Source organism: Diaphorobacter sp. B2A2W2 (assembly GCF_056730635.1).
On sequence record NZ_JBWZOR010000008.1, the window covers coordinates 46,466 to 71,679 of the forward strand.

The 25,214-nt window shown below is 67.5% G+C and carries 21 protein-coding genes; 9 read left to right on the forward strand and 12 right to left on the reverse strand.

What is annotated here, in order from left to right:
- The first annotated feature begins 35 nt into the window (after positions 1–35).
- Both pmbA and AC1PPL_RS13640 read left to right on the forward strand, forming a co-directional pair.
- On the forward strand, positions 36–1,445 hold the full coding sequence (gene pmbA, locus AC1PPL_RS13635) for a metalloprotease PmbA (RefSeq protein ID WP_015912698.1): 1,410 nt from the start codon (positions 36–38) through the stop codon (positions 1,443–1,445).
- A 25-nt stretch (positions 1,446–1,470) separates the two neighbouring features.
- The gene (locus AC1PPL_RS13640) at positions 1,471–2,391 is read left to right on the forward strand and encodes an EamA family transporter (protein ID WP_313562453.1); all 921 of its coding nucleotides are present in this window, start codon (positions 1,471–1,473) and stop codon (positions 2,389–2,391) included.
- 84 nt (positions 2,392–2,475) lie between these two features.
- Here AC1PPL_RS13640 and AC1PPL_RS13645 read toward each other — a convergent pair whose 3' ends face one another.
- Both AC1PPL_RS13645 and AC1PPL_RS13650 read right to left on the reverse strand, forming a co-directional pair.
- On the reverse strand, positions 2,476–3,504 hold the full coding sequence (locus AC1PPL_RS13645) for a YcjF family protein (RefSeq protein ID WP_479973517.1): 1,029 nt from the start codon (positions 3,502–3,504) through the stop codon (positions 2,476–2,478).
- 143 nt (positions 3,505–3,647) lie between these two features.
- Positions 3,648–5,207 carry a fumarate hydratase gene (locus AC1PPL_RS13650; RefSeq protein ID WP_015912701.1) on the reverse strand — a complete coding sequence of 520 codons (1,560 nt, stop codon included), beginning with the start codon at positions 5,205–5,207 and terminating at the stop codon, positions 3,648–3,650.
- A 187-nt stretch (positions 5,208–5,394) separates the two neighbouring features.
- On the opposite strand from AC1PPL_RS13650, the gene fumC reads away from it, so the two are divergent.
- Entirely contained in the window at positions 5,395–6,786 is a 1,392-nt protein-coding gene (gene fumC, locus AC1PPL_RS13655; RefSeq protein ID WP_479973518.1) for a class II fumarate hydratase, read from the forward strand.
- A gap of 44 nt (positions 6,787–6,830) precedes the next feature.
- Here the strand turns inward: fumC and AC1PPL_RS13660 are convergent, their stop codons facing one another.
- The 7 genes from AC1PPL_RS13660 to AC1PPL_RS13690 all read right to left on the reverse strand — a co-directional run bounded on the left by AC1PPL_RS13660 (position 6,831) and on the right by AC1PPL_RS13690 (position 15,122).
- Positions 6,831–7,607, reverse strand: coding sequence for a Crp/Fnr family transcriptional regulator (locus tag AC1PPL_RS13660; RefSeq protein WP_011804494.1), 777 nt, complete (start codon positions 7,605–7,607; stop codon positions 6,831–6,833).
- Between the two features lie 189 nt (positions 7,608–7,796).
- Entirely contained in the window at positions 7,797–8,525 is a 729-nt protein-coding gene (locus AC1PPL_RS13665) for a response regulator (protein ID WP_015912703.1), read from the reverse strand.
- Positions 8,522–10,009 carry an ATP-binding protein gene (locus AC1PPL_RS13670; protein WP_479973519.1) on the reverse strand — a complete coding sequence of 496 codons (1,488 nt, stop codon included), beginning with the start codon at positions 10,007–10,009 and terminating at the stop codon, positions 8,522–8,524. The genes AC1PPL_RS13665 and AC1PPL_RS13670 overlap by 4 nt, the downstream gene beginning before the upstream one ends.
- A gap of 242 nt (positions 10,010–10,251) precedes the next feature.
- Positions 10,252–11,331: a glycine betaine/L-proline ABC transporter substrate-binding protein ProX gene (gene proX / locus AC1PPL_RS13675; protein ID WP_287924774.1), complete on the reverse strand. Its 1,080-nt coding sequence runs from the start codon at positions 11,329–11,331 to the stop codon at positions 10,252–10,254.
- Positions 11,332–11,367: 36 nt separating this feature from the next.
- The gene (gene proW, locus AC1PPL_RS13680) at positions 11,368–12,570 is read right to left on the reverse strand and encodes a glycine betaine/L-proline ABC transporter permease ProW (RefSeq protein WP_479973520.1); all 1,203 of its coding nucleotides are present in this window, start codon (positions 12,568–12,570) and stop codon (positions 11,368–11,370) included.
- A gap of 24 nt (positions 12,571–12,594) precedes the next feature.
- Positions 12,595–13,884, reverse strand: coding sequence for a glycine betaine/L-proline ABC transporter ATP-binding protein ProV (proV, locus tag AC1PPL_RS13685; RefSeq protein WP_479973521.1), 1,290 nt, complete (start codon positions 13,882–13,884; stop codon positions 12,595–12,597).
- 656 nt (positions 13,885–14,540) lie between these two features.
- Positions 14,541–15,122, reverse strand: coding sequence for a TIGR00645 family protein (locus tag AC1PPL_RS13690; protein ID WP_041835925.1), 582 nt, complete (start codon positions 15,120–15,122; stop codon positions 14,541–14,543).
- A 235-nt stretch (positions 15,123–15,357) separates the two neighbouring features.
- Between AC1PPL_RS13690 and acs the strand changes: the two genes are divergently transcribed.
- Positions 15,358–17,355 (forward strand): acetate--CoA ligase, encoded by a 1,998-nt coding sequence (gene acs, locus AC1PPL_RS13695; protein WP_015912709.1) that lies wholly within the window; start codon positions 15,358–15,360, stop codon positions 17,353–17,355.
- Between the two features lie 474 nt (positions 17,356–17,829).
- A complete protein-coding gene (locus tag AC1PPL_RS13700) occupies positions 17,830–18,339 on the forward strand; it encodes a Signal transduction histidine kinase (protein WP_088887422.1) in 510 nt (169 codons plus the stop codon).
- A gap of 86 nt (positions 18,340–18,425) precedes the next feature.
- On the opposite strand, the gene AC1PPL_RS13705 is transcribed toward AC1PPL_RS13700, so the two are convergent.
- Positions 18,426–18,731, reverse strand: a complete 306-nt coding sequence (locus AC1PPL_RS13705; RefSeq protein ID WP_011804504.1) for a c-type cytochrome — start codon at positions 18,729–18,731, stop codon at positions 18,426–18,428.
- Positions 18,732–18,839: 108 nt separating this feature from the next.
- Here AC1PPL_RS13705 and AC1PPL_RS13710 point away from each other — a divergent pair, with 108 nt between their 5' ends.
- Entirely contained in the window at positions 18,840–19,082 is a 243-nt protein-coding gene (locus AC1PPL_RS13710; RefSeq protein ID WP_011804505.1) for a TIGR04438 family Trp-rich protein, read from the forward strand.
- 132 nt (positions 19,083–19,214) lie between these two features.
- On the opposite strand, the gene ilvD (AC1PPL_RS13715) is transcribed toward AC1PPL_RS13710, so the two are convergent.
- Positions 19,215–20,909, reverse strand: a complete 1,695-nt coding sequence (gene ilvD, locus AC1PPL_RS13715) for a dihydroxy-acid dehydratase (RefSeq protein WP_047350769.1) — start codon at positions 20,907–20,909, stop codon at positions 19,215–19,217.
- A 229-nt stretch (positions 20,910–21,138) separates the two neighbouring features.
- On the opposite strand from ilvD (AC1PPL_RS13715), the gene ilvD (AC1PPL_RS13720) reads away from it, so the two are divergent.
- Together ilvD (AC1PPL_RS13720) and AC1PPL_RS13725 are read left to right on the forward strand one after the other, a co-directional pair.
- On the forward strand, positions 21,139–22,995 hold the full coding sequence (gene ilvD / locus AC1PPL_RS13720) for a dihydroxy-acid dehydratase (RefSeq protein WP_479973522.1): 1,857 nt from the start codon (positions 21,139–21,141) through the stop codon (positions 22,993–22,995).
- A 154-nt stretch (positions 22,996–23,149) separates the two neighbouring features.
- Positions 23,150–23,578, forward strand: coding sequence for a PaaI family thioesterase (locus tag AC1PPL_RS13725; RefSeq protein ID WP_287925174.1), 429 nt, complete (start codon positions 23,150–23,152; stop codon positions 23,576–23,578).
- Positions 23,579–23,591: 13 nt separating this feature from the next.
- Here the strand turns inward: AC1PPL_RS13725 and bfr are convergent, their stop codons facing one another.
- Positions 23,592–24,074: a bacterioferritin gene (gene bfr, locus AC1PPL_RS13730; RefSeq protein WP_479973523.1), complete on the reverse strand. Its 483-nt coding sequence runs from the start codon at positions 24,072–24,074 to the stop codon at positions 23,592–23,594.
- A gap of 181 nt (positions 24,075–24,255) precedes the next feature.
- Between bfr and lgt the strand changes: the two genes are divergently transcribed.
- Positions 24,256–25,080, forward strand: coding sequence for a prolipoprotein diacylglyceryl transferase (lgt, locus tag AC1PPL_RS13735; RefSeq protein ID WP_479973524.1), 825 nt, complete (start codon positions 24,256–24,258; stop codon positions 25,078–25,080).
- Positions 25,081–25,214: the final 134 nt, after the last annotated feature.

Consider the following 25,214-nt stretch of genomic DNA (forward strand, 5'->3'; position numbering starts at 1 on the left):
GGCGGCGCGGGTCGGCAAGTATCATAGCCGCCGCTATGAATACATCCAGCAACCGCGCCGCCAGCGGCACTTCTTCCCAGCCCGACAGCGGCTTCAGCTATACCCGAGAGTTCTTTGAAGGCCTGGTGGACCATGCCCTGGCCCATGCCAAGAAGTTGGGTGCTACCGACGCGGGGGCGGACGCCTCGGAAGGCTGCGGCCTGTCGGTGAACGTACGCAAGGGCGAGCTGGAGACGGTGGAGCGCAACCGCGACAAGTCGCTGGGCGTGACGGTGTATGTGGGCCACCGCCGTGGCAATGCGAGCACGTCCGACTTCTCGTTGGCCGCCGTGGAGCGCACGGTGCAGGCGGCGTACGACATCGCCCGCTTCACCGCCGAGGACCCGGTGGCCGGCCTGCCCGACGCGGCCGACATCGCGCCACAGGAAACGCACCGCGACCTGCAACTGTTCCACCCCTGGGCCATCACCAGCGAAGAGGCCGCGCTTCTCGCGCTGGAGTGCGAGGCCGCCGCCTTCAAGACCCACAAACGCATCACCAACAGCGAAGGCGCGGGCGTGTCGGCGCAGCAGAGCCATTTCTTCAGCGCCCACACACGCGGCTTTCGCGGCGGCTACGCCAGTTCGCGCCACAGCATCTCGGTGGCGCCCATCGCCTCGCTGCCAGGGCGCAATGCCGAGATGCAGCGCGACGCCTGGTACAGCTCCATGCGCGACGCGCGCGAACTGGCCGCGCCCGAGGCCGTGGGCCGCTACGCCGCCCAGCGCGCGTTGAGCCGCCTGGGCAGCCGCAAGATCCCCACCACCGAATGCCCGGTGCTGTTCGAGTCGCCCCTGGCCGCCGGCCTGCTGGGCGGCTTCGTGCAGGCCGTGAGCGGCGGCGCGCTGTACCGCAAGAGCAGCTTTCTCGTCGATTCGCTGGGCAAGCAGGTGTTCGCCAAGCACATCGACGTGGCCGAGGACCCCTTCATCCTGGGCGGCAAGGGCAGCTCGCCGTTCGACGATGAGGGCGTGCGCGTGGCGCCGCGCCAGGTGGTGGAGGCGGGCCGCGTGCAGGGCTATTTCCTCAGCACCTATTCGGCGCGCAAGCTCGGCATGCCGACCACCGGTAACGCCGGCGGCTCGCACAACCTGGTGCTGTCGTCGCGCCTTACGAAGCCCGGCGACGACCTGGACGCCATGCTGCAAAAGCTGGGCACGGGCCTGTTCGTGATCGAGCTCATGGGCCAGGGCGTGAACTACGTGACGGGCGACTACTCGCGCGGCGCCAGCGGCTTCTGGGTGGAGAACGGCCGCATCGCTTATCCGGTGCACGAGATCACCATCGCCGGCAACCTCAAGGACATGCTGCGCGGCATCGAGGCCGTGGGCGCCGACGCCTACACCTATGGCGCCAAGACGGTGGGCTCCATCCTCATCAACCGCATGAAGGTGGCGGGCAGTTGAGCCGCGCCGCGCTGGCAGTCCGCGCATGAGCACGTCGCTGTCGCGGGCCGACTGGGCCAAGGCGCTGGTGGTGGTTGTGGTCTGGGGGCTGAACTTCGTCGTCATGAAGTGGGGCCTGGCCACGCTGTCGCCGCTGGTGCTGTGCGCGCTGCGCTTCCTGGCGGCGTCGCTGCCGTTCCTGCTGTTCGTGCGCCCGCCGCGGCACCTGTCCTGGGGCGTGATGGCGGCCTATGGCTTGGTGCAGGGTGTGGGACAGTTCGGCCTGCTGTTCACCGGCATGCAGCTGGGCATGCCGGCGGGCATGTCCTCGGTGGTGCTGCAGACGCAGGCATTCATCACCATGCTCATGGCAGCAGCCTTGTTGGGCGAGACGCCACACCGCTGGCAGTGGCTGGGCCTGTGCATCGCCATCGGCGGGCTGGCGTTCATCGGCGCGGCGCACGGCGACGGCGCCTCCGGCATGACCCTGGCGGGCTTCCTGCTCACCGTGGGGGCCGCGGCCATGTGGGCCGGCTCCAACCTGCTCACGCGCGTCGCAGCGCGCCAGGGGCCGTACGAGCCCGTGTCCTTCATTGTCTGGAGCAGCGTGTTCCCCATCGTGCCGCTGTTGCTGCTGGCCTGCGTGGTGGACGGCACGGAGGCCGTGGTGCAGCAGCTGCGCGGCCTGGGCGGGCGCGAGTTGGGCGTGGTGGCCTATCTGGCGCTGTTGTCTACCCTGCTGGGCTATGGCCTGTGGACGCGCCTGCTGCAGCGCTACGCCGCCAGCACCGTGGCGCCGCTGTCGCTGCTGGTGCCGGTGGTGGGGCTGCTGTCGGCCATGCTGCTGCTGGGCGAGCGCCCCACGGCCTGGCAATGGATGGGCACGCTGGGCGTGCTGGCGGGCATGGTGATCAACCAGTTCGGCGGGCTGTGGGCCAAGCGCCGCCGTGGGGCTGCATCTATATAGAAATTGGCTCTAGCGCTTGCCAGTCAAGCGCTAGATGCTCCTGAAAATGTAGCAAAACACGCGTTCAACGCGGCAACTTGCCTCTCAGCCGCCGCGCACCATGGAGAGGATCTTGGCCGTGTCGAGCTGGCGCGCGGTCGCCTGCATCTGCGGCAGGTAGCGCGCCTGCAGTTGCTGGCCGTCCTGCATCACGTGCTGGTAGGCGTCCTTGAGCATGTCGGTGGACAGCGTGCGCCCGCCCGCGTAGTACTGGTTGGCCACATGCCCCAGCGCATAGGTGGCGGCAAAGCTCATGCCGCTGCTCACCGCCTGGCGCCCCAGGCCGCCCAGCAGGCCCTTGCCGGCCTTGCCCAGCAGGCCGCTGAGCAGCTTGCGGCCTGCCTGCTCCAGGTACTGCGAGGTGAGCCCCACGCCCAGCGTCGCGAGGAAGTCCTTGATGTGCCCGCGGTCCAGCTCATAGCCGTAGCTTTGGCCGATCTGGTAGACCAGCCGCATTTGCAGCGGAATGATGGCGAGGGTGGACAGATTCTCGGGCAGCAGTTCGATGGCGCCGTTCATGATCGACGCCTGCAGGATCTTGCGGTCCATCTCGGCGGGCGGCAGGCTGCCGGGGCGGCGCTGCGCGGCGGTGGAGGGCAACGCGTCCGCAGCGGCGGGGTGGGGGGCCGGTGTCGCAGGCGCAGTGGATGCGTCCAATGGCGTTTGCAGAGGCGCTTGCAGAGGCGCTTGCAAAGGGGCGTCGGCCACGGCCTGGGCCTCGGCATCGAATCCCCCTGTGGTAAGCGCGCCCCCCAGGCCCCAGGCCTGGCGCACCTGGGCCAGGAAGGCGTCTTCCTTGGCGCTGGTGTGGCCGTCGGCTTCGCACACGCACACGGCCATCTCATAAGCCAGCTGGCGCGACTCGGGAGAGGCCAGGCGGCCCAACACTTCTGGTAGCTGCACACGGCGCAGCAGCACGTCCTGGTACAGGCCGGGCAGGTTGATTTGCGCGTCGCCCGCAAGGCCTTGCGCGACCTCGCGGATCTGCTCACGCTCGCGGTCGTGCTTCTCGCCGTCGGCGTACGAGGCCATCAGGCACAAGGTGAGGGTGGCGCGGATTTCTTCTGCGGTCATGGTGCTCCTGAGGCGGTGAAGAGATGCAGATGGGAGTGCAAGGCGGCAGCGGGGTTCCCTGCCGCGCTGGCCCTTTACCCGTTGGAAAAACAAAAACCGCCCGAGGGCGGTTTTTGTCACGGACGGTTCACATCGCGAGGCCGTCAGGCGGCCACCATGGGCACGACCTTGTATTCGCCCGCGGCGATTTTCTTTTGCCACTCGGCCGGGCCGGTGATGTGGGCGCTGGTGCCACCCGCGTCCACGGCCACGGTGACGGGCATGTCCACCACGTCGAACTCATAGATGGCTTCCATGCCCAGGTCCGCAAAGCCCACTACCTTGGCGTTCTTGATAGCCTTGCTGACCAGGTAGGCGGCGCCGCCCACGGCCATCAGGTAGGCGCTCTTGTGGTTCTTGATGGACTCGATGGCGACCGGGCCGCGCTCGGCCTTGCCGATCATGGCGATCAGGCCGGTCTGCTCCAGCATCATGTCGGTGAACTTGTCCATGCGCGTGGCGGTGGTGGGGCCGGCGGGGCCCACGGCCTCGTCCTTCACCGGGTCCACGGGGCCCACGTAGTAGATCACGCGGTTGGTGAAGTCCACGGGCAGCTTCTCACCCTTGGCCAGCATGTCCTGGATGCGCTTGTGCGCGGCGTCGCGGCCGGTGAGCATCTTGCCGTTCAGCAGCAGCGTCTGGCCAGGCTTCCAGCTCGCGACCTCTTCCTTGGTCAGCGTGTTGAGGTCCACGCGCTTGCTGGTCTCGGTGTTGGGCGCCCAGTCCACCTTGGGCCACAGGTCCAGGCTCGGCGGGTCCATGTAGACGGGGCCGGAGCCGTCCATCACGAAGTGCGCGTGGCGCGTGGCCGCGCAGTTGGGAATCATGGCCACAGGCTTGCTGGCAGCGTGCGTGGGGTACATCTTGATCTTCACGTCCAGCACGGTGGCCAGGCCGCCCAGGCCCTGGGCGCCGATGCCGAGGGCGTTGACCTTCTCGTACAGCTCCAGGCGCAGCTCTTCTACCTGGTCCAGCTTCTCGCCGCGCTGGCTCTTGGCCAGCAGCTCGTACATGTCCAGGTCTTCCATCAGGCTTTCCTTGGCCAGCAGCACGGCCTTTTCCGCCGTGCCACCGATGCCGATGCCCAGCATGCCCGGCGGGCACCAGCCGGCGCCCATGGTGGGCACGGTCTTGAGCACCCAGTCCACCAGGTTGTCGCTGGGGTTCATCATGACCATCTTGGACTTGTTCTCGCTGCCGCCGCCCTTGGCGGCCACGGTCACGTCCAGCGTGTCACCGGGCACGATCTGCACGCTGATGACGGCGGGTGTGTTGTCCTTGGTGTTCTTGCGAGCGAACTGCGGGTCGGCGACGACCGACGCACGCAGCGTGTTGTCGGGGTGGTTGTAGCCGCGGCGCACGCCTTCGTTGATGGCGTCCTCCAGGCTCTGGTCGGCGGCGAAGCCCTCGAAGCGCACGCCCATGCCCACCTTCAGGAACACGTTCACGATGCCCGTGTCCTGGCAGATCGGGCGGTGGCCCGTGGCGCTCATCTTGCTGTTGGTGAGGATCTGCGCCATCGCATCCTTGGCCGCGGGGCTCTGCTCGCGCTCGTAGGCGCGGGCCAGGTGCTGGATATAGTCGGCGGGGTGGTAGTAGGAGATGTACTGCAGCGCGGCAGCTACGGACTCCACAAGGTCGTTGTACCGGATGGTCGTGGTCATGTGGGGGAGGATTCTTGTGAAACGGACGCCCGCGATTATCGCCCTGCACCTTGCACGAGCCTGATGCAAGGGCAAAAGCAAGGGTAAAAGTCCCGCCCGCCGTGGCGGCAGGGGCTTTCAGTGGCCGTGCGGCCATTTGCGGTGAAATCGCACCCGTTGCTCCTTCCCGGATCAGAAAGGCCTTTGCATGACTTCCAGCACCCGTATCGAACGCGACACCTTCGGCCCCATCGAGGTACCGGCCGACAGGCTCTGGGGCGCGCAGACGCAGCGCTCGCTGCAGAACTTCGCCATTTCGGGTGAACGACAGCCGCAGGAACTCATCCGCGCGCTGGCGCAGGTCAAGCGCGCGTCGGCCCGGGTCAACCACGCGCTGGGGCTGCTGGGTGCGGACAAGACGCGCGCCATCGTCGCCGCGGCCGACGAGGTGCTGCTGGGCGAGCACGACGACGAGTTCCCGCTGGTGGTCTGGCAGACCGGCTCGGGCACCCAGACCAACATGAACGTCAACGAGGTGCTGGCCAACCGCGCCAGCGAGCTGTTGGGCGGCGAGCGTGGCGAGGCACGGCTCGTACATCCCAACGATGACGTGAACAAGAGCCAGTCCAGCAACGACGTGTTCCCCACCGCCACGCATGTGGCCGCGGTGCAGGCGCTGGTGCACCGGCTGTTGCCCGCCATGGAGGAGCTGCGCGCCACCCTGCAGACCAAGGCCGAGGCGTTCGACGACATCGTGAAGATCGGCCGCACCCATCTGCAGGATGCGACACCGCTCACGCTGGGGCAGGAGATCTCGGGCTGGGTGGCGCAGCTTGCCCATGGGGAGCGCCACGTGCGCGCGGCGCTGCCGCACCTGCATGAACTGGCCCTGGGCGGGACGGCCGTGGGCACGGGCCTGAATGCGCCCGAGGGCTACGCCGAACGTGTGGCGCAGGAGCTGGCCCAGTTCACCGGCCAGCCCTTCGTGACCTCGCCCAACAAGTTCGAATCGCTCGCATCGCAGGACGCGCTGGTGCATGCCCACGGCGCGCTGAAGACGCTGGCGGCCAGCCTCACGAAGATCGCCAACGACGTGCGGTGGCTGGCCAGCGGCCCGCGCAGCGGCATCGGCGAGATCACCATCCCTGAGAACGAGCCCGGCTCGTCCATCATGCCCGGCAAAGTGAACCCCACGCAGTGCGAGGCGCTGACCATGCTGTGCGCCCAGGTGCTGGGCAACGATGTGGCCATCAACATCGGCGGGGCCAGTGGCAACTTCGAGCTGAACGTGTTCCGCCCGCTGGTGGCGCACAACTTCCTGCAGAGCGTGCGGTTGCTGGCCGATGGCATGGTGAGCTTCAACGAGCACTGCGCCGTGGGGATAGAGCCCAACCGCGCGCGCATCGCGGAGCTGGTGGAGCGCTCGCTGATGCTAGTGACGGCGCTCAACCCGCACATCGGCTACGACAAGGCCGCGGCGATTGCCAAGAAGGCGCACAAGGAAGGCAGCACGCTGCGCAAGGCCGCGCTGGCGCTGGGCCACGTGACGCCCGCGCAGTTCGATGAGTGGGTGGTGCCCGCCCGGATGGTGGGACGCTAGAGATTCGGCGAGCGCGGGGGCGTGCGCCGCGAGAGGGGAGCGCCTTACTCGTCGCCTCGGCCATCCGCGGCGGCCTGGTCCACCAGCGTCTGCAGGCCGGTGGCGTCCAGGATCTCGATGCCGCGGGGGCGCACGCTGATCAGGCCCTCGCGTTCCAGCCATTTCAATTCCACGTTCACGCGCTGGCGCGAGCCGCCGAGCAGGCAGGCCAGCTCGTCTTGCGCCAGCGACAGGCCCAGCGGCACGCTCTCGCCCGGCTCGGTGCGCTGCGGGCCGAAGCGCTGCAGCAGCTGTAGCAGTTGCTTGGCCAGGCGCGCGCGCAGCGGCAGCGTGGCCATGTCTTCCATCATGCAGTACAGCGACCGCATGCTCCATGCCTGCAGCGTGAGCAGCGCCTCGCCGAACGAGGGATGCTCCTGCAGCAGCGTGCGGAAGGTGGGTTCGGGCACGCTCAACAGCGTGGTGGGGCCATGGGCATGCGCGTCGTAGGTGCAGGGACGGCCGTAGAGCACCTCGGCCTCACCCACCCAGATTCCGGGCTCCACATAGGCCAGCGTGACCAGCTTGCCGGAGGGCGTGGTGCGTTGAAAGCGCAGCGCGCCACTGGCGCAGGTGAACCATTCGCGGATGGGACGGCCCTGCTCGACGATCAGGTCGCCGTGTGCGTGGCGCGTCACATGGCCCAGGCGGAAGATGTCGTGCCGCAGCGAGGGCGAGAGGGTGGAGAACCAGGGGCTGCGGTCCAGGGCCTCGCGCTCGCGCGCCGACAACAGGGGACGTTGCAGCGACACGTCGGCACAAAAGCGCAGGGGAGCGGGCATGGTGGTTCGTCGGTGAGGGCGCCGGGCGCGGGAACAGAGGCTGCGGCATTCTAGGCGCCGTCACGCTCGGTAACAAACCCTTGTCCCCACCCGGCGTAGGCCGCTGTGGCTGCCCGGGTGCGTTTAAAGCAAAAAGTGCCCTAAAGGCGCTTGTGGTAAGCGCAAGCAGCTATTAAAAAAGGAGCTAGCTCAGTCCTGAGCGTCCTGAGGCGCCGCGGGTGGGTCGAAGGCAAAGCCCACGCCATAGACCGAGCGTATCCAGTCGTGCCCGGCGGGGTCGGCGCTGCGCAGCTTGCGGCGCAGATTCTTGATGTGGCTGTCCACGGCGCGCTCGTTGGGCTCCTGCGGCGAGTCCGGGTAGGCGTGCTGCAGCAACTGGGCGCGCGACAGCACGCTGCGCGGGTGTGCCAGCAGGGTGCGCAGCAGATGCCATTCGCGCGGTGTCAGCGCCACGAGGGTACCGTGCAGCGTGGCTTGCAGCTGGGCCTCGTCCAGCACCAGCGCGCCGTAGGCCAGCTCCGCCTGCGCGGCGGCTTGGGCCAGCGGTGCGCGCCGGCGCAGCACGGCCTTCACGCGCGCCACCACCTCGCGCGGCGAGAAGGGCTTGCAGATGTAGTCGTCCGCGCCCAGTTCCAGGCCGATGAGGCGGTCCACCTCTTCCACGCGGGCAGTGATCACCACGATGGGGTTGTCGGTGTGGCGGCGCGCCTGGCGCAGCACCTCCAGCCCGTCGATGCCGGGCAGCATGACGTCCAGCAGCGTCAGGTCCGGCGGCTGGGGGGCGGTGAGGGCCTGCAGGGCCGTGCGGCCGTCAGCCGCGTGCTCCGGGGCGTAGCCCGCGTGGCGCAGGTAGTCCAGCAGCACGTCTGCAATGTCCTGCTCGTCCTCCACGACGAGGATGCGTGCGGGCGTGGTCATGGCGAGGGGTTCTCCAGTAGAGGCAGCGTGAGGGTGATGCGCAGGCCACCCAGCGGCGAGGCGCTGGCTTCGATCTGGCCGCCGTGCGCCTGCACGATGGTGCGGCAGATGGCCAGGCCCAGGCCCGAGCCGCCCAGGTCGCCCGAGGCGCGGCGGCGCGAGGCCTCGGCACGGTACAGGCGCTCAAACAGGTGCGGCAGCTCGTGCGGCGCCACGCCGGGCGCCGTGTCGTCCAGGCGCAGCGTGAGGCGCGGCGGGCCGCCATTGCGCAGCACGCAGGCCGACACCTGCAGCTGCCCGCCGGGGTCGGTGTAGCGCAGGCTGTTTTCCAGCAGGTTCAGGAACACGCGGTGCAACTGCTGTGCGTTGCCGTGTACCTGCAGCGGCTGCTTGGCGAGCGTGGCCAGGTCTGGCGCGGCCTGCAGCGCGACACCCGTCTGGTCGAAGCGCGACTGCATGCCGGCCATGGCCTCGCGCAGCAGCGCAAGCGGCTGCACGGCGCTCATGACGGGCGGGGGCTGGTCGCCTGCCATGTCCACGCTGGCGCGCAGATCGCCCACGAGCTGGATCAGCCGCATGACTTGGCGGTGCAGGCGGCGCGCGGTCTTTTCGTCGAACGGGCGTACGCCGTCCTGCACGGCCTCGATCTCGGCGCGCATCGCGGCCAGCGGCGTGCGCAGTTCATGCGCGGTGTCCCCGATCCATTGGCGGCGCGAGGCCTCGACGCTCGCAAGCTGCTCGGCCATGGCGTTGAAGGTGTGGATCAGGCGGGTGAATTCCTCGCTGTCGGCCTGTTCGGGCACGCGGGTGTGCAGCTCGCCTGCCGCAATGGCCTGCGCGCCGGTCACCAGCGTGTCGATGGGGCGCAGCCAGCGCCGCGCCAGCCACCAGGACAGCAGCAGTGCCAGCGCCAGGCCCGTCACGCCGCTCCACACCACGAAGCCGAGCTGCTTGGACAGGAAGGCGCGGTCCGCATCGCGCTCCAGCCCGTCAAGCGGCGCCAGCACCAGGTGGCCGATCAGGCGCCCCTCGCCGTCGCGCAGCGCGGTCCGCGCACCGCCGGGCACGGGTGCGGCGCCGGCGACCACGCGGCCCTGCGTATCCACTACGCCCAGGCGGCGCGACAGCGCGTCCACCGGCGGCGGGGCCGTGCCGGGCGTGACCTGGGGTAGCAACAGGGGCTCGGGCGCAGGCACGGGAGCGGGTCCGAAGGTCGGCATCTGGACGTTGCGCGGACGGCGCAGCTCGCGCCACAGGCCGGGCTGCTCGCGCAGTGTCTGCCAGCCGCCCTGCTGTTCATACGCGGCCTGCAGGCGGAACACCAGCCAGTCCATGCGCGCCAACTCCACCTCGGCCACGTAGGGACCCAGCCCCCGCTGCAGCCCCAGCAGCGAGAAGCCCACGAACAGCACCAGCATCACCCCCAGCAGCGCCGACAGGGCTGCAAAGGCCTTGCCTTGGAGGGTGAGACGCGGAAGTTGCATGAAGTGGGGAGCCGCTTGGCCGTGGTGAAACGCCGAGGATGGCACGGCCGGGCCACCCCCGGGGCCTGGCCGCGGTGGCACGAAGCGCGCCAAATGCAACCAATGGCAACGCCTCGCCCGCAGGCATGGGCGGGGCGAAAGCCCGCTCCGCCCGATTCTGGTGCTACTTAAAAGATAGCTGCTCGCGCATGAGGGACAGGCGTTATCTCCTGTTTTTATGCAAATTGTTGCAAAGGCACCCGTCAGCGGGCCGCGGCCAGCGCCTGCTGCACCCAGCCGTCAAAGGTCTTCTGGTGTGCCTTGATCCAGCCGTTCACATGGCGTTCGATGTCGGCGGCCTTGTTCTGGCCCCGGCTCATCAGGTGGTTCTGGGCGTTGATGTCGGCCACGGGCAGCTGCATCACTTCGAACAGCTTGGCGGCGGCGGGGTTGGCCTCGGCCCAGGCCTTGTTGGCCACGATCTGCTGCTGGTTCACCACGAAGCCGTAGTTCTTGCCGTTGGGCAGGCGCGTGTCCAGGCCTTTTTGCTCACCGGGCAGGGAGGAGAAGGGCACTTCCAGCCAGACCACGTCCTTGCCGGGCTTGAGCTCGTTGCTCACCCAATACGGCGTCCAGGTGTAGTACAGGACGGGCTTGCCCGCGCGGTAGCGCGTGATGGTGTCGGCGATCAGCGCGGAGTAGGTGCCCTGCTGGTGCGTGACGGTGTTGCGCAGGCCGTAGGCGTCCAGGTGGTGCTCGATCATGGCCTCGCAGCCCCAGCCGGGCGTGCAGCCCGTCAGGTCGGCCTTGCCGTCGCCGTTGGTGTCGAACAGCTGGGCAATTTTCGGGTCCTTGAGCTGCTCGACGTTGGTGATGCCATGCGCGTCGGCGGTCTTCTTGTCGATCAGGTAACCCTGCGCCGCGTTGCCCGAGTAGGTGCCGCGCCGGTAGAGCTTCGCGTCGCCGCCGGCGTTCTTGTAATAGTCGGCATGCAGCGGGTTCCAGTGGTCGGCCATGAACGTGGCGTCGCCATTGCCGATGGCGATGTGGGCCGTGGGGTACTCCACCTCCTGGATGGGCTGCACGTCGTAGCCGAGTTTTTCCAGGCCCTTCATGACCAGCAGTGTCTGGAAGGTCTCCTCGGCGATCGAGCTCTTGAGAGGCAGCACCTTCACGCCCTTGCCGGGCAGGGCGGTGGGCTGGGCCAGCGCAGCGGTGGCGCCCAGCGCCAAGCCCAGACCCGCGGCAACGGAGGCCAGCGGCGCGCGCAGGCGGCGGGCGAGGGCGGCGCATGCGCCGGAACGTGCAGTGTGTGTGGGAGAGGTCAGCGACAGAAGAGTCATCCGGGGTTTCCTTTCTGGTGGTGAACGGGAGTGGTGTCAGGCCGCGGAGTTGCGGGGGGTGGCAAGCGGGGCGGCTTGCGGCGCGGGCGCTGCGGGCTTGCCGCGCAAGGCGCGCAGCACCAGGCCCGCGGGGCCGGTGTGCCACCAGCGCGCACTGGCGCGCCGCGGCTGGCCCATGGCCTGGGTGAGGCGGTCCAGCACGATGGCCAGCAGCACGATCCCCAGGCCGCCCACGGTGGCCAGGCCCATGTCCAGCCGGCCGATGCCGCGCAGCACCATCTGGCCCAGGCCGCCCACGGCGATCATCGAGGCGATGACCACCATCGACAGCGACAGCATCAGCGCCTGGTTGATGCCGGCCATGATCGAGGGCATGGCCAGCGGCAGCTGCACCTTCCACAGCAATTGCAGGGGCGAAGCGCCATAGGCGCGGCTGGCCTCGATCAGATCAGGGCGCACCTGGCGCAGGCCCAGGTTGGTCAGGCGGACCAACGGCGGCAGCGCAAACACGATGGTCACGATCACGCCCGGCACGTTGCCGATGCCGAACAGCATCACCACCGGCACCAGGTACACGAAGGCGGGCGTGGTCTGCATGGCGTCCAGCAGCGGGCGCGTCCAGCGCTGTGCGCGTTCGCTGGCCGCCAGCACGATGCCCATGGGCAGGCCGATGACGACGCAGAACAACAGCGATGTGAGCACCAGCGCCAGCGTCACCATGGCGTCGGGCCAGATGCCCAAGAGCGCCACCAGCCCCAGCGACAGCGCCGCGCCCACGGCCAGGCCGCGGCCGGCGAACTGCCAGGCCAGCAGCGTGACCAGCGCGATGAGCGCGGGCGCGGGCACGGCCAGCAGCAGGTCGGTCACGCCGGTGAGCGTGGCGTCGATGGGCGCGCGCACCGCCTGGAAGAACGGGCGGAAGTTCTCCACCACCCAATGCAGGCCCTCGTTGATCCATCCCTGCACGGGCAGGCCGTCCGTGGCGATCTGCTGCCACAGGCCGGCCAGGCCGGCGTCGGGCTCGGGCATCGGCGCCGCCGCGGTGTCAAGCCAGTCCACGCCGGCCGCGGCATCGGTGCCGGCGGTGCCGCCAGCGCCCCACGGATCGGCATCCGCGGGTTGCAGCGTCGTGTCGGCGGCCCAGGGGTCGCTGGCTTGTGCTTGCGCCTGAGTGGGCGCGGCGTCGGCGGGTGCCCAGGGATCGTCGATGGCGGCGGTCTCTTGCGTTGTGTCGTTCATGCGTGTCCTCTCCTTGGGTTGTTCTTAGCGGGGCGCTGCCACCGGCGTGCTGGCTTGCGCCGGGAAGTGGGGGTTGAGCTGGATGGGTGGCACCTCCGCCTGCGGCGGCGGCACGGGCGGCGTGTCGCGGTCCAGGAACTTCATCAGCGTGGTGCGGCTGATCACGCCCTGGTAGATGCCGTCCTCGTCCACCACCGGCAGCGGGCAGGGCGCACTGCTCATGGGGCCGAACAGGTCCGCCACCGGCGTGGAGGCATCCAGCGGCTGGGCATTGGGTAAGAAGGCGTGGTGCAGGCCCAGCGCGCCCTGGCGGCCGTGCAGCGCTTCGCGCAGCGACTGCGACGACACCACGCCCAGCAGGCGCTTGCGGCTGTTGAGCACGTACGCGTGGTCGCGGTCCGAGTCCTCCAGCAGGCGCAGTGCCGCGCGGCAGCCGCGGTCGTCGTGCTCGGACACCACGGTGAGCGCCTGGCGCGCGATGTCGGCCGCCTTGAACACCGCCGCAGCGTCCACGCCGCGCACGAAGCTGCGCACGTAGTCGTTGGCAGGCGCGCGCAGGATCTCGTCGGGCGTGCCCACCTGCACCACGTGGCCGTCCTTCATGATGGCGATGCGGTCGCCGATGCGCATGGCCTCGTCCAGGTCGTGCGAGATGAAGACGATGGTGCGGCGCTTGATCTGCTGCAGGCGCAGCAGCTCGCTTTGCATCTCGGTGCGTATGATCGGGTCCAGCGCGGAGAACGCCTCGTCCATGAGCAGGATGGACGGGTCGGCTGCCAGCGCGCGCGCCAGCCCCACGCGTTGCTGCATGCCGCCCGAGAGTTCGTCGGGGTAGCTGGCGCCCCAGGCGCCCAGGCCCACCTGCTGCAGGGCCTCCTGCGCTGCCTGCTGGCGCTCGGCACGGTCCACTCCGGCGAGTTCCAGCCCGAAGGCGGCGTTGTCCAGCACCGTCATGTGCGGCATCAGGGCGAACGACTGGAACACCATGCTGATGTCCTTGCGCCGCAGCGCGCGCAACTCGCGGTCGCCCAGACGGTTGATGTCTTGGCCGTCCACCAGGATGCGGCCGCTGGTGGGCTCGATCAGGCGGTTGAGCATGCGCACCAGCGTGGACTTGCCCGAGCCCGATAGGCCCATGACGACGAAAATTTCGCCGGCCTCGATGGTGAAGCTGGCATCGAACACGCCGATGGAATGGCCCGTGCGCTCCAGGATCTGCTGCTTTCTCAGGCCCTGCTGCACCAGGCGCAGCGCTTCCTGCGGCGAGTCGCCGAAGACCTTGAAGACATGGTCGATGATGATTTGCTTGGCCACCGTGTGGGTCCTTCCTCGGTTGTGACGGGTTGAACGGGCCCCTGCCGCACCAATGGCGGCAGGAACGCAAAGGCCAAAGCGGCACACACGACCCCGATGCGGCGTCCCCGCGAGGGCACGCGCGTCGCCAATCGACGGGCGCGGCCTGCAGGGCCGGGAAGAGGGCGGACACGAAAAGTGACCAGATCGGCCCGAATGGCACGCGAACGGTGCGCAAGGGCCTGGGTGCGCGGCGCAAGAGGTCTGGCTGAGGACTTGCGCAGTCACGCGGGTACCGTGCGCCGCGCATTGGCGGCAGGGCACCCTGGGGCATCAGGGGCGAATACTTCGGCCTGTGTGCCAGGGCCGCCAGCAGTGGGAGGCGCGTTGGCACGGGGCGCTCTCGGGCAACGCAGCCACAAAGAGCGAATTACCTGCGTGGCAGGTTGTAAAACACCGTGAAAGTATAGATATTCGGTATTTTTTAGTCAAAAAACGGGTTTTTTGATTTGTGCTATTCCGCGCGTGGACGGATGGCAGGCTCGCCGGTTGCTGCAAAATTAATAGCTGCTCGCGCTTGCTGCATGGGCACTAGATGGCTTTTGAAGCAAAAAACCCATGGAGCGCGGGCGTTCCATGGGTTTGCGGGCGATTGGCCGGGTGCCCGGCCGCATGCCTCAGTGCTTGTCCTCGGAGGTGTGCAGCAGCCGGTCGGTGAGTGCGATGGCCAGCGCGCTGAACAGGAAAGTGACGTGGATGATGGTCTGCCACATCAGCACCTTCTCGCTGTAGTTGGCGGCGTTGATGAAGGTCTTGAGCAGGTGGATCGAACTGATGCCGATGATCGACAGGCCCAGCTTCACCTTGAGCACCGAGGCGTTCACATGGCCCAGCCACTCGGGCTGGTCGGGGTGGCGGTCCAGGCCAAGGCGGCTCACGAAGGTCTCGTAGCCTCCGACGATCACCATGATGAGCAGGTTGGAGATCATCACCACATCGATCAGCGCCAGCACCACCAGCATGATCACCGTCTCGTTGAGCGAGGTGACGGGCGCGTCCGGCTTGTAGCCGATGCTGGTGATGAGCGCCTGCAGCGCGGCCTCATGGCCGAAAGCCGCTTCCACCAGGTGCCACAGTTCCAGCAGGAAATGCCAGACATAGACGCCCTGGGCGGCGATCAGGCCCAGGTACAGGGGCAGTTGCAGCCAGCGGCTGGCAAAGATCAGGGCAGGCAGGGGGCGCAGCGGGGCGTTTGCCATGTGGGCGGAATGGGGGGAAGGGGAAGTCATGGTGACGGGAAATGCGTCGGGAAGGTGAGGCGCGCGATTTTAGGGGCAGCCCGTTTCGCCCCGAAGACATGCCACCGTCAGGCATTTCACGCATGCCAGGGCATGGCGCTGGAGCGCTGCCGTATGCTGTGGCGCTCCGTCAGTGGCCTGTAAGTACCAGGGCTGAAAGTACCACTCAAAATTCTTAGCTTCAGGAGACAAACCCATGAGTGCATCGTCCAATGCCATCGAGTCCGTATTGGTGGAGAACCGCGTCTTCCCGCCTGCCGATAGCGTGGTGAAGGCGGCCCGCGTGTCGGGCATGGCCGGCTACGAGGCCCTGTGCGCCGAAGCCAACAAGGATCCCGAGGGCTTCTGGGCGCGCCTGGCGCGCGAGCACCTGCAATGGACCAAGCCGTTCACGCAGACGCTGGACGAGTCCAAGGCGCCGTTCTACCAGTGGTTTGCCGACGGCGAGCTCAACGCCAGTGCCAACTGCCTGGACAAGCACATGGGCACGCCGGTCGAGAACAAGGCCGCCATCCTCTTCGAGGCCGACGACGGCACCGTCACCCAGGTCACTTACCGGCAACTGCTGGAGCGCGTGAGCCAGTTCGCCAATGCCCTGAAGGCGCACGGCGTGCAGCAGGGCGACCGCGTGCTCATCTACATGCCGATGGGCGTGGAAGGCGTGGTGGCCATGCAGGCCTGCGCGCGCATCGGCGCCACGCACAGCGTGGTGTTCGGCGGTTTCTCTGCCAAGGCGCTGAACGAGCGCATCATTGATGCGGGTGCCGTGGCGGTGATCACGGCCAACTACCAATTGCGCGGCGGCAAGGAACTGCCCCTGAAGGCCATCGTGGACGAGGGCCTGTCCATGGGCGGCTGCGACAGCATCAAGAATGTCTTCGTATACCAGCGCACGGCCACGGCCTGCGACATGGTGGCGGGGCGTGACAAGACCTTCTCCGAGATCCTGGCCGGGCAGAGCACCGAATGCCCACCCACGCCCGTGGGCGCGGAGCATCCGCTGTTCATCCTCTACACCAGCGGCTCCACGGGCAAGCCCAAGGGCGTGCAGCACAGCACCGGCGGCTACCTGCTGTGGGCCAAGGTGACGATGGAGTGGACCTTCGACATTCGCCCCGACGACGTGTTCTGGTGCACGGCCGATATCGGCTGGATCACGGGCCACACCTACGTGGCCTACGGTCCGCTGGCTGCGGGTGCCACACAGGTGGTGTTCGAGGGCGTACCCACGTACCCCAACGCCGGGCGCTTCTGGCAGATGATCGAGCGCCACAAGGTCACGGTGTTCTACACGGCGCCCACCGCCATCCGCTCGCTCATCAAGGCGGCCGACTCCGATGAGAGCGTGCACCCCAAGAATTGGGATCTGTCGAGCCTGCGCATCCTGGGCAGCGTGGGCGAGCCCATCAACCCCGAGGCCTGGATGTGGTACTACCGCCATGTGGGCGGCGAGCGCTGCCCCATCGTGGACACGTTCTGGCAGACCGAAAACGGCGGCCACGTCATCACCCCGCTGCCGGGTGCCACGCCGCTCGTGCCGGGTTCGTGCACCTTGCCGCTGCCGGGCATCCAGGCCGCCATCGTCGATGAAACCGGCAAAGACCTGCCCAACGGCGCGGGCGGCATGCTCGTGATCAAGCGGCCCTGGCCCTCGATGATCCGCACCATCTGGGGCGACCCCGAGCGCTTCAAGAAAAGCTACTTCCCCGAAGAGTTGGGGGGCACCACCTACCTGGCCGGCGACGGAGCCGTGCGCAGTGCCGACCGTGGCTACTTCCGCATCACGGGCCGCATCGACGACGTGCTGAACGTGTCGGGCCACCGCATGGGCACGATGGAGATCGAGTCCGCCCTGGTCGCCAAGACGGACCTCGTGGCCGAGGCAGCCGTGGTGGGCCGCCCCGACGACCTGACGGGCGAGGCGATTTGCGCCTTCGTGGTGCTCAAGCGCTCGCGCCCCACGGGCGAGGAGGCCAAGCAGATCGCCACCGAACTGCGCAACTGGGTCGCCAAGGAGATCGGCCCCATCGCCAAGCCCAAGGACATCCGCTTCGGTGACAACCTGCCCAAGACCCGCAGCGGCAAGATCATGCGCCGCCTGCTGCGCTCGATCGCCAAGGGCGAACCCATCACCCAGGACACCAGCACCCTGGAAAACCCCGCAATCCTGGATCAGTTGGCGCAGTCCAACTGATGCAGGAGGCGCCGCAAGGCGCCGGCGCGCAGCGCTTGCGGGGTTGGACGGCACTCATATCTGCGCAGCAGATGTGACGTGCTGGCAAAAACATTGGATCAGTTGGCGCAGTCCAACTGATGCAGGAGGCGCCGCAAGGCGCCGGCGCGCAGCGCTTGCGGGGTTGGACGCACTCCTATCTGCGCAGCAGATGTGGAGTGCCGGCAAAACCTGCATCGGTGGGCCCAGCCCTGCGGGTGAAGGGGTGCCGCGAGGCGTCGTCGTCCAGACTTTGCAGACCCAAGCCGCTTCTTGCCAGGCGGCTTTTTCATTTCGGGCGAAGCAGCTTTGAACCCTGGCGTTGTAGGAGCAGGGCGCAAATACCGGGTTGGGCCATGACGGGCATGCCGCCATGGGGTACAACCCGCGCATTGGCCGCACATCCCGTGGATTGAAAACAGATAGCGGTTCAGCTGGCCATCAGGAGTCCCTTGCATGAAGCTCAAAACCCTCATCCTTTTATTGATCGTCGTGGCCATCGGTGCGTTGGGAGCACTCAATTGGGCGACGCTCTCGGTGCCTACCGTCGTTTCATTGGGCGTGGCCACGGTGCAGGCGCCCCTGGGGCTCATCATGCTGGGGCTGACCGTCCTGCTGGGGGCCTTTTTCTTGGCCTATGTGCTGACGCTGCAGGGCTCCGTGCTCATGGAGACGCGCCGCCATGCCAAGGAGATGGCGGCGCAGCGCGAGCTGGCCGACCGGGCGGAGGCATCGCGTTTCACGGAGCTGCGCCAGTTCCTGGAAACCCAGCACCGCACGGGCTACGACGCCCTGATGGCGCGCCTGGACGCGCTGGAGGCGCGCCTGAGCGCGCGGGCGCAGGAATCGGACAACATCACTGCCGCCTACGTGGGACAGTTGGAAGACCAATTGCACCGCCGGGGCGAGCCGAAAGCCGTGCAGCCCGTGCCGCCGGTGCGCACCGAACCGGAACTCAGGCTCTGACGGCCCTTGCGCCATAAAAAAGGCCGCAGAGCGTGAGCGCTGCGGCCTTTTTACAGGGCGCGCCGCGAAGGCGCTTGCCCTCTGGATTATTTGAGCGACAGGACCCAGGTCGCCAGCTTCTTGGCGTCGGCGGCGTTCACCTGGGCGTTGGCGGGCATGGGCACGGGGCCCCACACACCGGAACTTCCCTTCATGATCTTCTCGGCCAGTTTGTCTGCGGCGCCTGCTTGGCCCGCGTATTTGGCGGCAACGTCCTTGTAGGACGGGCCCACCAGCTTCTTGTCCACGGCGTGGCAAGCCATGCAGTTCTTGGAGGTTGCCAGGGCCTGGTCGGCGAATGCAGGGGCTGCAACCGACAGCGTCATGGCGAGGGTGATCAGTGTGCGCTTCATCGCGGGGTTTCCTCTAGGGTTGGGGTACATTTAGCCTTCAATGGGATTGTAGTGTTCGCCGTTGACGGGCTCCAGGCCAAAGCTCGCGCGGCACCAAAGGATGTGACCATGTATGCGCTGCTTTTAGGCATCTTGTTGATACTTCTCAAATATCTGGAGATCGGCCCTGTGGCGAATTGGTCATGGTGGTGGGTGTTGTCTCCTTTTGCGGTAGCTGCGGCCTGGTGGGCCTGGGCGGATGCCACCGGCTACACCAAGCGCAAGGCCATGGAAAAGATGGACCAGCGCCGCAAGGACCGCATCAACAAACAGAAGGAATCCATGGGCATGGGTCCGCGCCGACCGCGCTGAGGGCTTCTTCCCTGTCCAGACAACCCGCAGCGGTGCACGCGCCCTGCGGGTTTTTCTTGGGCGGTGATGGCGCAGCAATGATCCTGTTTTGATAGCTGCTGGCGCTTATTGGATAAGCGTTGGCGGCATTTTTCATGAAAAGTCATCCAGCACCGCACCCTTGCTGGCGCTGGAGGCGTTGAAGGCAAACTTGGCCTGCACGCCCCGCATGTAGCGCGGCGTGGGTGGCTGCCAGGCGGCGCGGCGCTGTGCCAGCGTGGCGTCGTCCACGTGCAGCTGCAGCAGCAGTTGGTGGGCGTCGATGGTGATCGTGTCGCCCTCATGCACCAGCGCAATAGTGCCCCCCGCAGCCGCCTCGGGCGCGACGTGGCCCACCACCATGCCCCAGGTGCCGCCTGAGAAGCGCCCGTCGGTGATCAGGCCCACGCTCTCGCCCAGGCCCGCACCGATCAGCGCGCCCGTGGGGGCCAGCATCTCCGGCATGCCCGGGCCACCCTTGGGGCCGAGGTAGCGCAACACCATCACGTCGCCCGCGACGATCCTGCCGTCCAGGATGGCCTGCAACGCCGACTGCTCGTCGTCGAACACACGCGCGGGCCCGGTGATGACGGGGTTCTTCAGCCCGGTGATCTTGGCCACGGCGCCCTCGGGACTCAGGTTGCCCTTGAGGATGGCGAGGTGCCCCTCGCGGTACAGCGCCTTGTCGATTGGGTGAATCACGTCCTGGTCCGGCCGTGGCGCGTCGGGTACGTCGGCCAGGGTTTCGGCGATGGTTTTGCCGGTGATGGTCATGCAGTCGCCGTGCAACAGGCCGGCATTCAGCAGCACCTTCATCACCTGGGGAATGCCGCCCGCGCGGTGCAGGTCGACGGCCAGGTACCGGCCGCTGGGCTTGAGGTCGCAGATCACTGGGACCTTCTTGCGCATGCGCTCGAAGTCGTCGATGGACCACTCCACACCCGCCGCGTGCGCGATCGCCAGGAAGTGCAGCACCGCGTTGGTGGAGCCGCCCGTGGCCATGATCACGGCCACGGCGTTCTCGATGGCCTTGCGCGTGACGATGTCGCGTGGCTTCAAGTCCTTGCGGATGGCCTCGATCAGCACCCGGGCGGATTCGCGGGCCGAATTCATTTTTTCGTCGTGCGGATTGGCCATGGTGGAGGAGTAGGGCAGGCTCATGCCCAGCGCCTCGAAGGCCGAGGACATGGTGTTGGCCGTGTACATGCCGCCGCACGAGCCCGTGCCCGGGATGGCGTGCTGCTCGATGTCCTTGAGCTCCTGGTCGGTCATCCTGCCTGCCGCGTTCTGGCCCACGGCTTCGAACACGCTCACGATGTTCAGGTCCTGCCCCTGCCAGCGGCCCGGCAGGATGGTGCCGCCATACACGTAGATCGCCGGCACGTTGGCGCGCAGCATGCCCATCAGGCCGCCGGGCATGTTCTTGTCGCAGCCGCCGATGACGACCACGCCGTCCATCCACTGGCCCTGCACGCAGGTCTCGACGCAGTCGGCAATCACCTCGCGGCTCACCAGGCTGTACTTCATGCCCTCGGTACCCATGGCCATGCCGTCGCTGATGGTGGGCGTGCCGAAGACCTGGGCGTTGCCGCCCGCTTCCTCGATGCCTGCGATGGCCGCGTCGGCCAGGCGTTGCAGGCCGCTGTTGCAGGGCGTGATGGTGCTGTGCCCGTTGGCCACGCCCACCATGGGCTTGGCGAAGTCGCCCTCCTGGTAGCCCATGCCGTAGAACATGGAGCGGTTGGGCGCGCGCGCCTTGCCCTGCGTGATGTGGGCGGAGCGGCGGTTCAGCGGCAGCGGGTCGGTCATGGCGGGTCCTGCTTCTGCGGTGGCGAGACGGCCGAGTGTGGACGCCGCCGCAGCGGCTGTCCATGCGGGTGAATGCGGGGCCAGGGCGCCAACGTGGGTACCGGGGCTACGACATAATCAAACGGTTTTGCCTAGGGCGGGGCTCAAGAGGTTTCCGCTGCGGCGCGCGCAGGCCCCCAAGCGCACGGGCCCATCGACTTTCCTGAGCCACTCATCTCCCGCAACCACGATGCCCGCATACCGTTCCAAGACCTCCACCGCCGGCCGCAACATGGCAGGGGCCCGCTCCCTGTGGCGCGCCACCGGCATGAAAGACGCCGATTTCTCCAAGCCCATCATTGCGGTGGTCAACTCGTTTACCCAGTTCGTGCCCGGCCATGTGCACCTGAAGGACCTGGGCCAGCTCGTGGCGCGCGAGATCGAGGCCGCCGGCGGCGTGGCCAAGGAATTCAACACCATCGCCGTGGATGACGGCATCGCCATGGGCCACGACGGCATGCTGTATTCGCTGCCCAGCCGCGACATCATTGCCGACAGCGTGGAATACATGGTGAACGCGCACTGTGCCGACGCCATGGTCTGCATCAGCAACTGCGACAAGATCACCCCCGGCATGCTCATGGCCGCCATGCGGCTGAACATCCCGGTGATCTTCGTCTCCGGCGGCCCCATGGAGGCCGGCAAGGTGCAGCAGACCGTGCCCGGCACCAGCACCATCCAGATCAAGAAGCTGGACCTGATCGACGCCATGGTGATGGCCGCCGACGACAAGGTGAGCGACGCCGACCTGGCCGAGGCCGAGCGCAATGCCTGCCCCACCTGCGGCTCCTGCTCGGGCATGTTCACCGCCAACTCCATGAACTGCCTGACCGAGGCGCTGGGCCTGTCCCTGCCCGGCAACGGCACCGTGGTGGCCACGCACGCCGACCGCGAGCAGCTGTTCAAGCGCGCGGGCCGGCGCATCGTGGAGCTGGCGCGCCAGCACTATGAGCAGGACGATGAGCGCATCCTGCCGCGCTCGGTCGGCTTCAAGGCCTTCGAGAACGCGATGACGCTGGACATCGCCATGGGCGGCTCCACCAACACCATCCTGCACCTGCTGGCCATTGCGCAGGAGGCCGGCATCGACTTCAGCATGGCCGACATCGACCGCCTGTCGCGCAGCGTGCCGCAGCTGTGCAAGGTCGCACCCAACACCGACAAGTACCACATCGAGGACGTGCACCGCGCCGGCGGCATCTTCGCCATCCTGGGCGAGCTGGAGCGTGCGGGCAAGCTGCACACCGACGTGCCCACCATCCACGCGCCCACACTGGGCGAGGCGCTGGAGCAGTGGGACGTGACGCGCACGCAGGACGAAGCCGTCCAGACGTTCTACAAGGCCGGCCCCGGCGGCGTGCCCACGCAGGTCGCCTTCAGCCAGAGCGTGCGCTGGCCCAGCCTGGACCTGGACCGCGCCGCGGGCTGTATCCGCTCCGCGGAGCACGCCTTCAGCAAGGAAGGCGGTCTGGCGGTGCTCACCGGCAACATCGCCAAGGACGGCTGCGTGGTCAAGACCGCGGGCGTTCATGAATCCATCCTGGTCTTCGAAGGCCCGGCGCATGTGGTCGAAAGCCAGGACGAGGCGGTGGAGAACATCCTGGCCGACAAAGTGAAGGCCGGCGACGTGGTGGTGGTGCGCTACGAGGGCCCCAAGGGCGGCCCCGGCATGCAGGAAATGCTCTACCCCACGAGCTACATCAAGTCCAAGGGCCTGGGCAAGGTCTGCGCGCTGCTGACCGACGGGCGCTTCTCGGGCGGCACCTCGGGCCTGTCCATCGGCCACTGCTCGCCCGAGGCGGCAGCCGGCGGCGCGATCGGCCTGGTGCGCGATGGCGACCGCATCCGCATCGACATTCCCAACCGCACCATCAACGTACTGGTGAGCGACGAGGAGTTGGCCCAGCGCCGCGCCGAGCAGGACGCCAAGGGCTGGAAGCCCGCCCAGCCACGTCCGCGCAAGGTCTCGGCCGCGCTCAAGGCCTATGCCAAGCTCGTGACGTCGGCCGACAAGGGCGCCGTGCGCGACGTGTCGCTGCTGGACTGACGTAGTGTGGTGCACGCCCGTGCCGGGCGTGCGCTCCTGATTTGTGAGCTGCTCGCGCTGGGCGGACGCGATTTACAGGTGCATTTGAGCTTTAAATGACCGTGCGGTCAGCGCCAACAGCTCCTCTTGTTGTAGCAACGGAATGCCATCGCCCATGAACGATTTCCAGCAACGCATCGCAGCCAGCTTCGCGGCACAAGGTTTGATGGCCACCCTCGGCGCCCGCCTGGCGCTGGTGGCCGAGGGCGAGGTGCATATCGAGATGCCGTTTTCCACCCACCTGTCGCAGCAGCAGGGCTTCGTGCACGCGGGGGCCATCACCAGCATCGTGGACAGCGCCTGCGGCTACGCGGCGCTGACCCGCTCGCCCCCCGGCTGCGAGATCGTCACGGCGGAATTCAAGACCAACTTCATGCGGCCCGCCATGGGTACGCGCTTCCTGGCCGTGGGCAAGGTGCAAAACGCCGGGCGCATGCTCACCGTGTGCACCGGCGAAGTGCGCGCGTACACGGGCGACGGGCCCGACTACAAGGTGGTGGCGTTGATGCAGGCCACCATGGTCAACGTGCCGGCCGGCGCCTGAGAGCGCCGCAGCCTCACGAGCCCGAAGGGCCGCCCGCCTGGGTCTGCAGGTAGTTGGGCAGGCCGATCTTCTCGATCAGGCCGAGCTGCTTTTCCAGCCAGTAGGCGTGGTCTTCCTCGGTGTCGCGCAACTGGGCCAGCAGCATGTCGCGGCTCACGTAGTCGCGGTGGGATTCGCACAGGGCCATCGCAGCCTTCAAGCCGGCCTGCACGGTGTATTCGGTGTCCAGGTCCTTGCGCAGCATCTCCTGCGCGGACTCGCCGGGCGTGAAGTCGTGCGGGCGCATATCGGGGCGCCCGCCCAGCATCAGGATGCGGCGCAGGATGGCGTCGGCATGCTGGGTTTCCTCCTCCATCTCGTGGCCCATGCGCTCGTACAGGCGGGTGAGGCCCTGGTCCTCGTACTGGCGGGAGTGGATGAAGTACTGGTCGCGCGCGGCCAGCTCGCCGCGCAGCAGATCCTTGAGACAGTCGATGACTTCCGGGTGGCCGTGCATGTTGTTGTTCTCGTGGGGGTGGTGATGGCGTGAGTATCCGGCGCCTTGCGCGCCGGTTCAATGGCGGCCGTCAATTCCCGGGCGCGGGCGCCCTGGATGCGGGCCGTACGCAGGCGCATTCTCATCCTGGCAGCGTTGGACGGGCGCGGGCGTGTCACGGCCCTGCGGCACAATGCCCGCCATGCTGATGTACCCCCAAATCGACCCCGTGGCCCTGCAGGTCGGGCCTTTGTCCATTCACTGGTACGGCCTGACCTATCTGGCCGGTTTTGCGCTGTTTATGTTCCTGGGCATGCGCCGCCTGAGCCACCAGCCCTACGCATCCCTGCGTGGCGACCAGGCGTGGTCGCGCAAGGACGTGGAGGACATCCTGTTCCTAGGCGTGCTGGGCGTGGTGGTGGGCGGGCGGCTGGGGTACTGCCTGTTCTACAAGCCGGGCTACTACCTGAGCCACCCGCTGGAGATCTTCTACGTGTGGCAGGGCGGCATGAGCTTTCACGGCGGGTTGCTGGGCGTGATCGGTTCCATGCTGTGGTTTGCGCATTCGCGCCGCAGGCCCTGGCTGCAGGTGGCCGATTTCGTGGCGCCCTGCGTGCCCACGGGGTTGGCGGCCGGGCGCATCGGCAACTTCATCAACGGCGAACTGTGGGGGCGCTTCGCGCCGCCGGATCTGCCCTGGGGCATGGTGTTCCCGCAAAGCGGCTCCATGCTGCCGCGCCATCCGTCGCAGATCTACCAGTTCCTGCTCGAAGGCCTGCTGCTGTTCGTGCTGCTGTGGCTGTATGCGCGCCAGCCGCGCAAGCGTGGCGAGGTAGCGGCGGCGTTCCTCGTGGGCTATGGCGTGCTGCGCTTCACGGCCGAATACTTCCGCGAGCCCGACAGCTTCCTGGGCCTGTTGTCGCTGGGCATGAGCATGGGCCAGTGGCTGTGCATCCCGATGGTGGCGGCCGGGGTGGCGATGTGGGTCTGGGCGCAGCGGCAGAACGCTCCTGAGGGATTTGCATAAAAGAAGGCGCCAGCGCTTGTCCAGCAAGCGCTGGCAGCTCTCATTTTTGATTGTTCCTTGCGGGCGGCGCGGTGGCGGAGTGTTGCCGCGTTGCGTCAATATGCCCCGCTAGGGATAGTCCCCATCCCGGCGGC

What these genes read in the sequence shown, in the direction of transcription:
- pmbA (WP_015912698.1), top strand. Translation starts at nt 36, where the DNA reads ATGAATACATCCAGCAACCGCGCCGCCAGCGGCACTTCTTCCCAGCCC.
- AC1PPL_RS13640 (WP_313562453.1), top strand. Translation starts at nt 1,471, where the DNA reads ATGAGCACGTCGCTGTCGCGGGCCGACTGGGCCAAGGCGCTGGTGGTG.
- AC1PPL_RS13645 (WP_479973517.1), bottom strand. Translation starts at nt 3,504, where the DNA reads ATGACCGCAGAAGAAATCCGCGCCACCCTCACCTTGTGCCTGATGGCC.
- AC1PPL_RS13650 (WP_015912701.1), bottom strand. Translation starts at nt 5,207, where the DNA reads ATGACCACGACCATCCGGTACAACGACCTTGTGGAGTCCGTAGCTGCC.
- fumC (WP_479973518.1), top strand. Translation starts at nt 5,395, where the DNA reads ATGACTTCCAGCACCCGTATCGAACGCGACACCTTCGGCCCCATCGAG.
- AC1PPL_RS13660 (WP_011804494.1), bottom strand. Translation starts at nt 7,607, where the DNA reads ATGCCCGCTCCCCTGCGCTTTTGTGCCGACGTGTCGCTGCAACGTCCC.
- AC1PPL_RS13665 (WP_015912703.1), bottom strand. Translation starts at nt 8,525, where the DNA reads ATGACCACGCCCGCACGCATCCTCGTCGTGGAGGACGAGCAGGACATT.
- AC1PPL_RS13670 (WP_479973519.1), bottom strand. Translation starts at nt 10,009, where the DNA reads ATGCAACTTCCGCGTCTCACCCTCCAAGGCAAGGCCTTTGCAGCCCTG.
- proX (WP_287924774.1), bottom strand. Translation starts at nt 11,331, where the DNA reads ATGACTCTTCTGTCGCTGACCTCTCCCACACACACTGCACGTTCCGGC.
- proW (WP_479973520.1), bottom strand. Translation starts at nt 12,570, where the DNA reads ATGAACGACACAACGCAAGAGACCGCCGCCATCGACGATCCCTGGGCA.
- AC1PPL_RS13690 (WP_041835925.1), bottom strand. Translation starts at nt 15,122, where the DNA reads ATGGCAAACGCCCCGCTGCGCCCCCTGCCTGCCCTGATCTTTGCCAGC.
- acs (WP_015912709.1), top strand. Translation starts at nt 15,358, where the DNA reads ATGAGTGCATCGTCCAATGCCATCGAGTCCGTATTGGTGGAGAACCGC.
- AC1PPL_RS13700 (WP_088887422.1), top strand. Translation starts at nt 17,830, where the DNA reads ATGAAGCTCAAAACCCTCATCCTTTTATTGATCGTCGTGGCCATCGGT.
- AC1PPL_RS13705 (WP_011804504.1), bottom strand. Translation starts at nt 18,731, where the DNA reads ATGAAGCGCACACTGATCACCCTCGCCATGACGCTGTCGGTTGCAGCC.
- AC1PPL_RS13710 (WP_011804505.1), top strand. Translation starts at nt 18,840, where the DNA reads ATGTATGCGCTGCTTTTAGGCATCTTGTTGATACTTCTCAAATATCTG.
- ilvD (WP_047350769.1), bottom strand. Translation starts at nt 20,909, where the DNA reads ATGACCGACCCGCTGCCGCTGAACCGCCGCTCCGCCCACATCACGCAG.
- ilvD (WP_479973522.1), top strand. Translation starts at nt 21,139, where the DNA reads ATGCCCGCATACCGTTCCAAGACCTCCACCGCCGGCCGCAACATGGCA.
- AC1PPL_RS13725 (WP_287925174.1), top strand. Translation starts at nt 23,150, where the DNA reads ATGAACGATTTCCAGCAACGCATCGCAGCCAGCTTCGCGGCACAAGGT.
- bfr (WP_479973523.1), bottom strand. Translation starts at nt 24,074, where the DNA reads ATGCACGGCCACCCGGAAGTCATCGACTGTCTCAAGGATCTGCTGCGC.
- lgt (WP_479973524.1), top strand. Translation starts at nt 24,256, where the DNA reads ATGCTGATGTACCCCCAAATCGACCCCGTGGCCCTGCAGGTCGGGCCT.